The sequence below is a fragment of the Leeuwenhoekiella sp. CH_XMU1409-2 genome, assembly GCF_037029365.1.
Lineage (GTDB): Bacteria > Bacteroidota > Bacteroidia > Flavobacteriales > Flavobacteriaceae > Leeuwenhoekiella > Leeuwenhoekiella blandensis.
Window position 1 is genome coordinate 53,867 of the sequence record NZ_JAYMEI010000021.1, and the last position, 13,409, is coordinate 67,275.

General features: G+C 45.7%; 13 protein-coding genes. 11 read left to right on the forward strand and 2 right to left on the reverse strand.

What is annotated here, in order from left to right; all coding sequences use genetic code 11:
* The first annotated feature begins 1 nt into the window (after position 1).
* From ccoN to WA338_RS17270, 7 genes are read left to right on the forward strand one after another with little or no spacing between them, the layout of a single operon-like run.
* A complete protein-coding gene (gene ccoN / locus WA338_RS17240) occupies positions 2-2,206 on the forward strand; it encodes a cytochrome-c oxidase, cbb3-type subunit I (protein WP_009778699.1) in 2,205 nt (734 codons plus the stop codon).
* Positions 2,207-2,208: 2 nt separating this feature from the next.
* Positions 2,209-2,397, forward strand: coding sequence for a CcoQ/FixQ family Cbb3-type cytochrome c oxidase assembly chaperone (locus WA338_RS17245; protein WP_009778698.1), 189 nt, complete (start codon positions 2,209-2,211; stop codon positions 2,395-2,397).
* Positions 2,394-3,377, forward strand: coding sequence for a cbb3-type cytochrome c oxidase N-terminal domain-containing protein (locus WA338_RS17250; RefSeq protein WP_009778697.1), 984 nt, complete (start codon positions 2,394-2,396; stop codon positions 3,375-3,377). Before WA338_RS17245 ends, WA338_RS17250 begins: the two co-directional genes overlap by 4 nt.
* Before the next feature lie 3 nt (positions 3,378-3,380).
* The gene (gene ccoG, locus WA338_RS17255; RefSeq protein ID WP_009778696.1) at positions 3,381-4,802 is read left to right on the forward strand and encodes a cytochrome c oxidase accessory protein CcoG; all 1,422 of its coding nucleotides are present in this window, start codon (positions 3,381-3,383) and stop codon (positions 4,800-4,802) included.
* A gap of 8 nt (positions 4,803-4,810) precedes the next feature.
* Complete coding sequence (locus WA338_RS17260; protein WP_009778695.1) at positions 4,811-4,957, forward strand: hypothetical protein; 147 nt, start codon at positions 4,811-4,813, stop codon at positions 4,955-4,957.
* A 42-nt stretch (positions 4,958-4,999) separates the two neighbouring features.
* Positions 5,000-5,446 (forward strand): FixH family protein, encoded by a 447-nt coding sequence (locus WA338_RS17265; protein ID WP_009778694.1) that lies wholly within the window; start codon positions 5,000-5,002, stop codon positions 5,444-5,446.
* Between the two features lie 3 nt (positions 5,447-5,449).
* A complete protein-coding gene (locus WA338_RS17270) occupies positions 5,450-6,157 on the forward strand; it encodes a sulfite exporter TauE/SafE family protein (RefSeq protein WP_009778693.1) in 708 nt (235 codons plus the stop codon).
* 626 nt (positions 6,158-6,783) lie between these two features.
* On the opposite strand, the gene hemN is transcribed toward WA338_RS17270, so the two are convergent.
* Together hemN and WA338_RS17280 are read right to left on the reverse strand one after the other, a co-directional pair.
* Complete coding sequence (hemN, locus tag WA338_RS17275) at positions 6,784-8,145, reverse strand: oxygen-independent coproporphyrinogen III oxidase (RefSeq protein WP_272985129.1); 1,362 nt, start codon at positions 8,143-8,145, stop codon at positions 6,784-6,786.
* 202 nt (positions 8,146-8,347) lie between these two features.
* Positions 8,348-8,632: a hypothetical protein gene (locus WA338_RS17280; protein ID WP_336094326.1), complete on the reverse strand. Its 285-nt coding sequence runs from the start codon at positions 8,630-8,632 to the stop codon at positions 8,348-8,350.
* Positions 8,633-8,937: 305 nt separating this feature from the next.
* Here WA338_RS17280 and WA338_RS17285 point away from each other — a divergent pair, with 305 nt between their 5' ends.
* From WA338_RS17285 to WA338_RS17300, 4 genes are all read left to right on the forward strand, one after another.
* On the forward strand, positions 8,938-9,936 hold the full coding sequence (locus WA338_RS17285) for a glycoside hydrolase family 43 protein (protein WP_336094328.1): 999 nt from the start codon (positions 8,938-8,940) through the stop codon (positions 9,934-9,936).
* 21 nt (positions 9,937-9,957) lie between these two features.
* Positions 9,958-11,025, forward strand: coding sequence for a cellulase family glycosylhydrolase (locus WA338_RS17290; RefSeq protein WP_009778688.1), 1,068 nt, complete (start codon positions 9,958-9,960; stop codon positions 11,023-11,025).
* Positions 11,015-12,202 carry an aldose epimerase family protein gene (locus tag WA338_RS17295; protein ID WP_230199224.1) on the forward strand — a complete coding sequence of 396 codons (1,188 nt, stop codon included), beginning with the start codon at positions 11,015-11,017 and terminating at the stop codon, positions 12,200-12,202. The genes WA338_RS17290 and WA338_RS17295 overlap by 11 nt, the downstream gene beginning before the upstream one ends.
* 209 nt (positions 12,203-12,411) lie before the next feature.
* Positions 12,412-13,032, forward strand: a complete 621-nt coding sequence (locus WA338_RS17300) for a TlpA family protein disulfide reductase (protein ID WP_040532497.1) — start codon at positions 12,412-12,414, stop codon at positions 13,030-13,032.
* The last annotated feature ends 377 nt before the right edge of the window (positions 13,033-13,409 follow it).

Genomic DNA, 13,409 nt, shown 5'->3' on the forward strand with positions numbered 1-13,409 from the left:
TATGCAAACAGAACAGTTTTATTACGATAACAAGATCGTAAGAAAGTTTATCAATGCCACCATCTTCTGGGGGATCATTGGTATGAGCGTAGGACTACTGCTCGCCTTTATGTTTTTATTTCCCAACCTTACAGATGGCATCTCGTGGCTCAGCTTTGGGCGCCTACGTCCCTTGCATACTAATGCCGTGATCTTTGCCTTTGTAGGAAATGCCATTTTTGCCGGAGTCTACTACTCGACTCAACGCCTGCTTAAAGCACGTATGTGGCAAGACTGGCTGAGTAACTTTAACTTCTGGGGCTGGCAGCTCATCATTGTAGGTGCTGCGCTTACGCTTCCGTTAGGCTATACTACTTCAAAAGAATATGCAGAACTCGAGTGGCCTTTTGATATCGCCATCGCCTTGGTATGGGTGGCCTTTGGTGCCAACCTTATCGGTACGATCTTAAAACGTAGACAGCGTCACCTGTATGTTGCGATCTGGTTTTATTTAGGAACCTTTGTTACCGTAGCGGTGCTACACATTGTAAACAGCATCGAGATCCCGGTAAGCGCTCTTAAAAGTTACTCGGTATATGCAGGTGTACAAGATGCACTGGTACAATGGTGGTATGGCCACAACGCGGTAGCCTTCTTTTTAACGACTCCGTTTTTAGGCTTGATGTATTACTTTGTGCCTAAAGCGGCAAACCGCCCGGTATATTCGTATCGTCTTTCTATCGTGCATTTCTGGTCGCTCATCTTTATCTATATCTGGGCAGGACCACACCACTTATTATATTCTGCATTACCCGACTGGGCACAAAACCTTGGGGTAGCGTTCTCAGTAATGTTGATCGCACCGTCTTGGGGTGGAATGATCAACGGACTCTTAACCCTGCGTGGTGCTTGGGATAAAGTACGTACCGATCCTGTTTTGAAGTTTATGGTAGTTGCCATTACCGGGTATGGGATGGCCACTTTTGAAGGCCCTATGCTCTCGCTTAAAAACGTAAACGCGATCGCACACTTTAGCGACTGGGTTATCGCCCACGTACACGTAGGTGCTTTGGCGTGGAATGGTTTCTTAACCTTTGGTATGGTATACTGGCTAGTACCTCGCCTGTTTAAAACCAAACTCTGGTCTACCAAACTGGCTAACGTGCATTTCTGGGTAGGAACTTTAGGGATCATTATGTACGCGCTACCGATGTATGTTGCAGGATTTGTACAGGCATCTATGTGGAAACAATTCAATCCTGACGGAACGCTTACCTACGGAAACTTCCTGGAAACCTTAACCGAGATCATCCCAATGTACTGGATGCGTGCCATAGGAGGTAGCTTGTATATTCTGGGTGCATTTGTAATGCTGTACAACGTATTTAAAACCGTAAAAAGCGGAAGCAAAGTAACCGACGAACTTGCTGAAGCTGCACCGCTACAACGCGTGACCAGCAAGCGTACCGCAAAAGAAGGCTATCATACCTGGTTAGAGCGTCGCCCGGTAAAACTTACCATTTTTGCAACCATCGCTATTTTGATCGGAGGTATGGTTCAGATCATTCCATCCTTGATCGTTGACGATTATGTACCGGTAATTTCCACCGTAAAACCGTATACCCCGCTTGAATTAGAAGGTCGTGACCTTTACATCAGAGAAGGTTGTGTGTCGTGTCACTCACAAATGATCAGACCGTTCCGCAGTGAAGTAGAGCGTTATGGCGAGTATTCCAAATCAGGAGAATATGTTTATGACCATCCCTTCTTATGGGGTAGTAAACGTACCGGCCCCGACCTGTTACGCGTAGGTGGAAAGTACTCAGACAACTGGCACCTTAATCATATGTACGATCCGCAGAGTACCTCATCCGGTTCGATAATGCCTTCTTACAGTTGGTTGATACGTAGCGAACTAGACAAGTCGAAGACCGAAGATAAGATGAGAGCAATGCAAAAACTGGGCGTGCCGTATACAGTTGAAGATATCGAACGCGCACAACAGTGGATGCTGGAGCAGGGAACCCAAATAGAGCAAAACCTCTATACCGATCCTGATTTTGCAGACACCTACGAGTCTGATAAAAAGTATGCGCAAGAAAACGGTGAAGATTTCGTAGAAATGCGCAACCGGGAGATCGTTGCCCTTATCGCGTATCTACAACGCTTAGGAACCGATATTAAAATTAAAAACAGCCCTGAAGTAAGCGCTGCTAAAACCGAATAGCCATGTTGAAATTTGTAAAACAGAATCTAGAAAATATTGATGGGGTAAGCATCTACCCCATCATCTCCCTACTCATCTTTTTCCTCTTTTTTGTAGCGCTCTTCTTATGGGTATTTACCGCAAAAAAAGAGCACATCAACGAAGTGAGTAACATTCCGTTAGACGACCAACTAAAATCTGAACACTCATGAGAAGTATCGCATCACTTATACGCATTCTGGTTTTTGCCGGCTTTGCCTACCTCTTTTTAAATTATGTAGGAACGCCCGAAGACGAAGCTTCGGTATTCACCACACAAAACTGGTTGTGGGCCATTTATGCCGTGCTGGTTTTTATGTACATCGCTTTTGAGATCTGTATAGAAAGCCTACGCGCTGTACTCTTTAAAACCCTAAAGCCGGAAGCTCAAGCACAATATCAGGCAGAAGTTGCTGCAAAAAAAGAACAACGTACCGCCTGGTTAAAAGGTCTTTATGCTAAACTCACCCGAGTAAAAGCTATTGAAGAAGAAGACGAGATCATCCTAGACCACAACTACGATGGCATCAAGGAACTTGACAATAACCTTCCGCCGTGGTGGGTATACGGGTTCTACGCTACCATACTATTTGCGGCCATTTACCTCATTCGTTTTGAAGTGCTGGGCGGCGACAACCAGATCGACGAGTATGAGCAAGCAGTGGCTCAGGCAAAAATAGAGATCGAAGAGTACAAGAAAACCGCAAAAGATCTTGTAGATGAGAACACAGTAGAATTGCTTACCGATGCTTCAGACATCAAAGCCGGGGAGAATATCTTCAGCGGTAATTGTGTGGCATGTCATAAAGCCGGCGGTGGCGGTGGTATCGGCCCTAACCTTACCGACGATTACTGGATCTTAGGTGGAGGCATCAAAAATGTATTCCATACCATTTCTGAAGGAGGTCGTGCCGGTAAAGGGATGATCGCCTGGAAAACCGACTTGAAACCCAGTGAGATCGCTCAGGTTGCCAGTTATGTATTGAGTCTGCACGGTACCAATCCCGCAGATGCTAAAGAGCCTCAGGGTGACCTTTGGGTTGATGAGAACGCTCCAATTGGAGAAGCTCAGGTAACGCAAGACTCAACACAGATCGAAGTGTTATTAGAAACAGAAGCGGTAACCGGAGATATCATTCAGACTAAAGAATAAGCCATGGCTTCTCAGGATCAAGAACATTTTAGAGACAGTATAGGAACCATCAACGAGGAAGGAAAACGCTCGTGGGTGTATCCTAAAAAACCGGTGGGTAAGCTCTATGAGTACCGCAAGCTGGTGAGCTATGTGCTCTTGATCTTTTTATTTGGCGCACCTTTTATTCACATCAATGGCAATCAGTTTTTGATGTTCAATGTGCTGGAACGCCGCTTTAATATTTTTGGGTTTCCTTTTTGGCCGCAAGACTTTCACCTGTTTGTGATCATTATGATCACGGGCGTCGTCTTTGTGGTACTCTTTACGGTCGCTTTCGGAAGGCTTTTTTGTGGGTGGATTTGTCCACAGACTATTTTTATGGAGATGGTCTTCCGCAGAATTGAATACTGGATCGAAGGCGATCGCGGGAAACAAATGCGTCTGGACAAGATGCCATGGAATGCAGAGAAACTAAGAAAACGTAGTATTAAATGGAGCATCTTTTTTGTGATCTCCTTTCTTATTGCCAATGTGTTTCTTGCGTATCTCATAGGTAGTGATCGTCTTATTGAGTACATCACAGACGGGCCGGCCAATCACGTGGGTACTTTGATCTCGCTGCTCATCTTTACCAGTGTATTCTACTTTGTGTTTGCCTGGTTTAGAGAACAGGTGTGTATCATCGTTTGTCCCTACGGAAGGCTCCAAGGCGTACTGCTCGACAACAAATCGATCGTTGTGGCCTATGACCACAAGCGCGGAGAAAAAGAAGCCGGCAGAGCCAAATTTAAAAAGTCTGAAGATCGCGCTGCAACCGGAAAAGGGGATTGTATCGACTGTGCACAGTGCGTGCAGGTATGTCCTACGGGTATCGATATTCGCAACGGCACCCAGCTGGAGTGTGTAAATTGTACCGCTTGTATCGATGCGTGTAACCAGATGATGGCAGCAGTGAATCTGCCTAAAGATCTCATTCGTTATGCGAGTGAAGAAAATATTGAGAAGAAGGCTAAGTTCACCTTCAATGCCCGATTAAAAGGCTATACCGCTGTGCTGGTGATCCTGCTGGGCGTACTTACAGGAATGCTGTTTTTGCGCAATGATGTTGAAGCAACCGTATTGCGACTTCCGGGGCAATTGTATGAGCATAAAGGCGAAGACATCATCAGCAATGTGTATACCTACAAACTCATCAATAAAACCACCAAAGAGATTCCTGAAGTGCATTTTGAATTGATCTCTCATAAAGGAATCATACGCGTCGTGTCACACGATCGCATTCAAGTGCCTGAGCAAGGCCTTGCCGAAGGAACGCTGTTTATAGAAGTAGACAGTCACGAACTCGAAGACGAAAAGGAAAAACTGAAAATAGGGGTCTATAGTGAAGACCAACTTATTGAAACCACAACTACGGTGTTTTTAGGACCCCGCAGTTATAAATAATTAGAACTATGAGTACAAAATCGAACCAAAACTGCTGCTTAGGATGCAAAAACGGCTACCCGGGACAAAATCACAATTGTAAAGTGCGCTTGCTTAAGGAAGCCGAAGAACGCAAAGCCTTGAGTCAGGAAGAACTGGCAGAAAAATATGCCTAACCCACACGGGGTCGCTTACACATCAACTATAAAATTAGCAGTATGAAAATCAATTGGGGAACCGGTCTGGTCATTGGTATGGTCTTATTTATTGGCTTTATCATGTTTTTTGTGATCACCATGACCACAGACGATAAATACAGCCACGATCTGGTGGCCGAAGATTACTATAAACAAGAAATGCAATTGCAGGAAACTATTGATGCCGCTACCAATGAGGCACAGCTGGAAACTCCGGTGACCGGTAGAAAAACCGAAGCCGGTTACGAGCTTCAGTTTCCTGAAACATTTGATCCTAAAGAAATAACCGGAAAAGTGTTCCTATACAGACCGTCTGGCAAGCAACTTGATTTTGACATGTTGATAGCCTTGTCAAATTCTACTTTGCTCATACCTGACAGCCGCTTGCTTGACGGTCGCTGGAACATTACCGTAAACTGGGAGTATCAAGGCAAAAAATACCGCTTTGAGAAAGCCATAACCTATTAAACGATGATCTGGACGGCATTACTTTTTGGACTTTTGGGTAGTTTTCACTGCGTAGGTATGTGTGGCCCCATCGCCTTTCTCATGCCGGTAGATCGCAACAATCCCGTTAAGCGCTTTTTTCAGGTGCTGAGTTACCACAGCGGCCGACTCTTCACCTACGCGATGCTGGGATTGGTATTGGGCTATCTGGGTCGTGGACTCCAACTTTTTGGCCTGCAACAACAAGTCTCTATCGCTGTTGGGGTTTTGATGATCCTGGTGATCCTCATACCCCACAAGCGTATGGGAACCTACAGCTTTTCTAAACCTGCTTACCGCCTGGTAAGCCGACTCAAAACCGCGTTGGGCGTTCAGTTAAAAAAGAAGAAGGCGTCTACCTTTTTCACGCTGGGCCTCTTAAACGGTCTCCTTCCCTGTGGCTTGGTCTATATGGCGATCTTTGGAGCCATCGCTTCCGGTGGTGGTGTACAAGGCGGCGTCTATATGCTGTTTTTTGGATTAGGCACCCTGCCGCTTATGACCACCGCCATTTACCTTGGTAATTTCTTAAAGGGAAAAACCAAACAGCTGCTGGTTAAAGCCATTCCCGTAGCCGTAGTGCTTATGGGCTGCCTGTTTATCCTTCGCGGGCTGGGGCTTGGCATTCCCTACATCTCACCCTCTAATCAAGTCGCTGTAGCAGAAGTCTCAGCAACGCATAGTTGTCATTAAACTTATTTCTTTATGATGCTAAGTAAGTTAGGAACCTTCTAAAGTCGGTTTGTATAATCCTCCACATCATTAGACTCCTTACTTTTCTTTACTCACGTAATGTTTATTTCATGGGGGCTCGTGAACCTCGTATCCTCGGTTTGTCTTGTCCAAAGAAAAGTAACAAAAGAAAAGACCCCTCGCTTAGGAATTTTTTCGCTATCGCAAAAACCGTCTTGTACGTTCCGCGTCGCTATCGCTCCTGTCCTTCGGAACGTCCTGCGCCTATTCTGAACCGAGGGAATTTTGAATTCGTTTAACCCTACGGGTATAAGTAATTCATCTTTTGTCTCTCTTCTGAAATCTGATTTCTATTTCAACGTCAGCACCGGCCTACTTTTTAGAGCTGTAGTAAAACAAGCGGGCGACTCAGCGGTGGGCAGTGGAGGATGGCCTAGCGCAGCGGCTTGCCATCCGCAGGCAAAGGCGTTTGCGTAGTTTTCAAGGGTCTAAAAATAAGCCTAGATTTTTTTGGTTCGTTTTTTCATCGATGGAAAAAATGAACAAAAGCACTTAAAGAAAAAGCCTGCTCCGGTCACGGGAGCAGGCTTTCACCAATCAAAAAAATCAAATGAGCCTGGCCTGACTCAAATGGTCATCGAAAAAAGCTTGGTTTCCGGTTTGTTACGTTGTAAACGCAAATCAAAAGGCAAGCACACGTTGCGCACAAACGGCTTTCCTTTTTCGGTTACGCTAAGTCCCTTGTGGGTAAAGACCAGCAAGCCGTCTGCTTCCAGTTCTTTCAGTTTGATCAACACTTCAGGCAATTCGTCAAAATAAAGCGCCGGCGTCTCCCAACTGGTTTTAAAATGGCACATCAGGTTAAGGATGTGTTTACGTATTTTCAAGTCTTCTTCGGTAAGAATATGTCCTCTAAACACCGGTAGAATGTCATTTTCTAACAGGTGATAATATTCATTAATGCCTTTTACGTTTTGTGCAAAACTGTACCAGCTATCACTAATGGCCGATACGCCCAATCCCAGCATCACCTGCGTTTTTGAAGCATTATAACCCATAAAGTTGCGATGTATGCGCTCTTCCTGCTGCGCGTGATATAACGCATCGGTAGGTAAGGCAAAGTGATCCATCCCGATCTCAACATATCCCGCTTCGGCAAGCAGCTGTTTTCCTACCTCATACTGCTCCCGTTTTTCTTCCGCCGTAGGCAAATTGGCTTCATCATATCCACGTTGCCCGTTGCCTTTGATCCACGGCACGTGGGCATAGCTGTAAAACGCAATACGATCTGGAAAGAGCTGTATGGTTTTCTCGATGGTATTTTTTACGTGCTCCAATTTTTGAAAGGGCAAACCGAAAATAATATCATGGCCCACCGAGGTATACCCCGCCTGTCGTGCCTGATCTGTAGCGCGTTGTACATGCTCAAAAGGCTGAATACGATTGATCGCCTTCTGCACAGTCTCATTATAATCCTGTACCCCGTAACACACCCGTTTAAAACCAAACGAAGCCAAAGTCTCCAGATGCTCAAGCGTGGTATTGTTAGGATGTCCCTCAAAACTCATCTCGCACTGCGGCGCTTTATCGGCGTGTTTAAAAATGCCATTGATGAGACGGGCAAGGTTCTGTTCTGAAAAAAAGGTGGGGGTGCCCCCACCCAGATGCACTTGTTGAATTACAGGTCGCTCCCCTACAAAGCTTCTGTACAGTGCGAGCTCTTTTAACACCGCATCGATATAAGGTGTTTCGACACTGTGGTTTTTGGTAATGCGTTTGGTACAGCCGCAAAAGGTACACATCGACTCACAAAAGGGTAAGTGAATGTACAGGCTAATGCCCTCACGTTTATTGCTTTCTAAAAAACTGGCTTTAAAGGTGGCTTTCCAGTCTTTAAGGCTAAAGGCTTCCTGATCCCAGTATGGCACGGTAGGATAGCTGGTATACCGCGGGCCGGGAACATTATATTTACGTACTAGAGTTGTCATGTTTTCTAATCAAAAGAACTCCCGGAAACCCATTGTACAGGTTTCCGGAAGTAGGGTTGAGAATCGGGTTTAGGTTCTTGTGAAACGTTGAATACGTTTACTCGATAATCGAGCTTTAAATGCTTTGAGGCTGGCCTCAATATCAAAGATGGTCTTCTTTGCAAGCTTTACCAACTGGCCTTAAGCCAGTCTGCTTCAGCCCTTAAAGAAGCATACCTCCGGCAATGATCAAGGTGTTTACCACAGTACTTGCAATCAGCAGTTTAAAAATTAACTGCGGCTTTTGAACTGTAAGAATTGAAGCATTATGCATACTGCAAAAAACAACGGTGATCATCACAAAAAGCATTTGTAGTAACGTATGCCCATGCATCAACGTGGTCATAATCGCAACCGATCCTAAACATGTACTTAGAATGATGCCTATAGCTGAATAGCCAATGATATTGTTTGTAAAGTCGTTCTGAAATTTTGATAGCGTTGTCATACCTGAAAATTTTAATTAGTATCAAATTACAGGGTAAAAGTACCAGTCAAGAGCAACCTATTTTATGACTTTTGTCAGTTCAGTATTTTTTTATCAAAAGATTTATCCCAAAGCACATCAATTTGTTTCATACCCCCCAAATACTGCTTAAAAACAGCATTTTGAAACGATCTATCGAAAAAATGAGCTAAGACAACAGGTACAATTGTATTGGCTTTGCTGAATTTCGCTTCTATAACGTTTTCGACTTTGGTATGACTCAGTTCCTTAAGCTTCGTTTTTTTCTTTTTAACCTCATTGCGCTCATGGGTGTGGGCAGTTCACTTACCGCACAAAGCTTTCAAAACCCGTTGTTAGACTCGGGTGCAGATCCGTTTAGCGTGTATGTAGACGGGTACTATTATTACACCCATACCATGGGCAACCGCGTAGTGCTCTGGAAAACCAAGAATCTCGCCAACCTGCGTGAAGCACAATCCAAGACCATCTGGACGCCTCCGCAAGGAACCATGTACAGCAAAAACGTCTGGGCGCCCGAGATTCATTACATCAACAACACCTGGTATGTTTATGTGGCTGCCGATAACGGCACCAATGAAAACCACCGCATGTATGTGTTGCAAAACACGTCTGCCAATCCCCTGAATGACCAATGGGAATTTAAAGGCAAACTTGCTACGCCCTCCGATAAATGGGCAATTGACGGGAATGTGTTTGAATACAACAACCAACGCTATATGGCCTGGTCTGGCTGGGAAGGAGATGCCAATGGGCAACAGGATCTATTTATTGCCAAAATGAGCGATCCCCTCACCCTTTCCGGGAAACGGGTGAAGATCAGTTCGCCTACCTACCCCTGGGAGCGTAACGGCGATCTGGGTACGGCAGGCAATCCCGAGCAGGTGTATGTCAATGAAGGTCCGCAATTTTTAGAACACAACGGCAAGCTCTTTATCGTATTCTCTGCGAGTGGCTGCTGGACCGATTTTTATGCCTTGGGCTTGCTGAGCCTCGAAGGAACAGACCCAATGGATGCTTCGGCCTGGACCAAAAAAGAAGAACCTATATTTCAGCAAACTCCGGAAAACAGCGTATACGCTCCGGGACATAATTCCTTTTTTAAATCTCCTGACGGAACAGAAGACTGGATCTTATACCACGCCAACTCTAATCCCGGAGAAGGCTGCGGCAACAAACGTGCACCGCGTATGCAGCGCCTGTATTGGCAAGAAGACGGCACACCTTTTATAGGGACGCCTTTACCTACTTCGGTCATTTTACCCATTCCTTCTGAAAACGAATAACAACAGTAACCAAACTCAATTATGAAAAAAACACTTTTAGTATTTGCGCTCGCTCTTGGTTTTTTTGGCTTTAGCCAGAGCGGGGCAAATCTTGACGCCAACAAATGGTCTAAAGAAAAAGCAAAGGCCTGGTATGCCGAGCACGACTGGATCACCGGAGCCAATTTTATCCCGAGTACCGCCATTAACCAATTAGAAATGTGGCAGGAGGATACTTATGATGCTGAGACCATAGACCGTGAACTGGGCTATGCCGCCGGTATTGGCTTCAATACGATGCGTGTCTACCTGCACAGTCTGGCCTATAAGGCCGATAAAGCAGGTTTTAAAGCGCGTGTGGCAGATTACCTGAGTATCGCCGATAAACACGACATCAAAACCATCTTTGTGATCTTTGACGACGTGTGGGATGCCAACCCTAAAATAGGAAAGCAGCGCGCTCCTAAACCGGGAACGCACAACAGCGGCTGGATGCAAGACCCGGGATATCCTGCCTCTAACGAGATGGCCAACTCGCCCGAATTAAAGGCTTATGTGCAAGACATCATCAAAACCTTTAAAGACGACGACCGCATCTTGTTTTGGGACTTGTATAATGAACCCGGAAACAACGGCAAGAATACCGAAAGCTTACCGCTACTCACCAGCGTATTCACCTGGGCACGGGAGATCAACCCAAGCCAGCCGCTTTCTGCAGGTCTATGGAGCTGGGGCTACCAGGAGCTCAACACCTTTCAGGCGCAGCACTCAGACATCATCACCTACCACGATTATGAAAGTGCCGATATGCACCGCCGCGTGATCGAACTCTTAAAAACCCACGACCGCCCGATGATCTGTACCGAATATATGGCGCGTACTAACGACAGTCGGTTTTCTACCACCCTGCCTATGCTGGCCAAAAACAATATTGGTGCGATCAACTGGGGACTCGTTAACGGAAAAACCAATACGATCTATGCCTGGGACACGCCTATCGACTCTGGGGAAGAGCCGGTAGAATGGTTTCACGATGTATTCAGAAAAGACGGAACACCATATCGTCAGGACGAAGTAGACCTCATTAAAAAATTAAACGATGCATATTAATCTAACCACATTATGCGTCCGCTTATGCCTGATCACCACATTGGGCATAAGCTTTTATTCCTGTAAAGAAATGGTAAACAACGCGCCGGAAGAGGAAACCACAGCAGCAGCTTCTGAAGCGGTTCTTTTAGATCCTTCCGCCTTTAAACAGACGATAGACGGAAAGGAGACCGACTTGTACTGGATCGAAAATCAAGACATTAAAGTGGCCTTTACCAACTATGGCGGACGTATTGTAGGCCTTTGGGTGCCCAATAAGAATGGTGAGATGACCGACGTGGTTGTGGGTATGGCCGGAGTACAGGAATTTGCCGATGCCAGCGAACCGTATTTTGGCGCGACCATCGGGCGTGTGGGCAACCGCATCGCCAACGGTAAATTCACCCTGGACGGCAAAGAATATCAAGTGCCTACAAACAATGGCGATAACGCCTTGCACGGTGGGGATCAGGGTTTTCAGTATAAAGTGTGGGATGCGCGCCAACCCGATGCGCACACCCTGATGCTCACCTACCGCTCGCCGGATATGGAAATGGGCTTTCCTGGGAATGTGGATGTGAAAGTGACCTATAGCGTGACTGCAGACCGCGAACTCAAGATGGACTATGAAGCGACTACCGATCAAACAACACTGATAAACCTTACCAATCACGCGTTTTTCAACCTGAACGGGGAAGGCAGCGGAAGTATTTTAAACCACAGCCTCGTGATCAACGCCGATCAATATACGCCGGTAGACAGCGGATTGATCCCCACCGGAACGCTAGACTCGGTAGCAGGAACGCCTTTTGATTTTACTCAGGAGCATAGCATTGGGGAGCGTATAGAAACTGCCAATGAGCAACTCACCTTTGGTAAAGGCTATGACCACAATTATGTGCTCAATACCACTGGGGAAACCTTAAAGCCTGCCGCGAAGATCAGTGGAGATCAAAGCGGGATTGTGATGGAGGTCTTTACCGAAGAACCCGGCCTGCAGTTTTACAGCGGAAATTTTATGGAAAGTAAAAACACCTTTAAAACGGGAGCCAAAGACGACTTTAGAACAGCTTTTGCTCTAGAAACACAGCATTTTCCCGATGCCCCCAATCAACCGGAATTTCCGAGTATTGTATTGAAGCCCGGGGAAACCTTTACCAGCACATCCGTTTATAAATTTTCTGTTACTAAAACTTAATACATTTTAAAAACGCACGCCCTGCGTGTAACGATAATTATTCGTGTGTGTTGAAAGGGGTAAACTTGTGTGGGTTGCGCAACCTTCACAGCGCAAAACACTTCACCAGAAACAGTTTACCTTCACCGAAAGCCCTTCCAGCAATGGAGGGGCTTTTTTTGTGACTTTGGTTACGTAAAGAACCTGCAAGAGTTGCTACTTTTGACGCTATGAGCACACGACAAAAACGCCTGTTGAAATACGGCCTATTCTTCGGTATTCTCCTCCTAGTCTATTCTCAGGGATGGCACAAACCTATTATAGCGACCCTGCAACGTGGTATCCTGAAAACGGGTATTATGAATCCGCAGCTTAAAGAAGTTCCGGATATGGATACCAAAACCCGGGTAAAAGGAACCCAAAGCGAAGCTGTAGCCCCGGGCGATCCTGCAGAGCTTAATGTACAGTTCTTTGATGAGAACGACCAACTTGTCTCCCTTGCCGATATGCCAAAGCAACCCTATTTTATCAACTTCTGGGCGACCTGGTGTCCGCCCTGTATCGCAGAAATGCCCGGCATCGCTAAGGTGTATGCCGACAAAAAAGACGAAGTGAACTTTGTGCTGGTTTCCTTTGATACCGATTTTGAGAAGGCCAAAGCCTTTAAGGCAAAAAAAGGATTTGACTTTCCCATTTACCGCATCGCCTACGACCTGCCGGATATGTACAACACCGGCAGCCTCCCCACCACCATCCTCATCAACGCCCAAGGCAAACTCGCCCTCACCCATATGGGTATGGCCGATTATGATACCGAAGCATTCAGGGAGTATTTGGAGGGATTGCAGTAAGGGTTAGGAAGTAAATCCTAGAAATACGGATAAGCAGTTGGCAGTAGCAGTATTCAGTTTGCGGTGGATAGACAAGAGATAATAGATCATAGAAAAAAGAGTAAAGACAGCGTCAAATACGAAAGTAGAAATTGGAAATACGAAATACGCTTCGCCCTGTCACTTCGAGTGATGCTTGAGCGCCGGAGCGCGAAAGGATTGTATCGAGAAGTTTTCGAGACAGCAACATGGTTAACTATAGACGCACTGACTTCAAAGACTTCTCGATACAACTGAATCCCTGCTACCGCTGGTATTCAGTCACTCCTTTAGACTTGTATTGTTATTTTTAGAGTAGTATAAACCAAGAAAAGAGAGCTGAACTTAGGTACACTAAA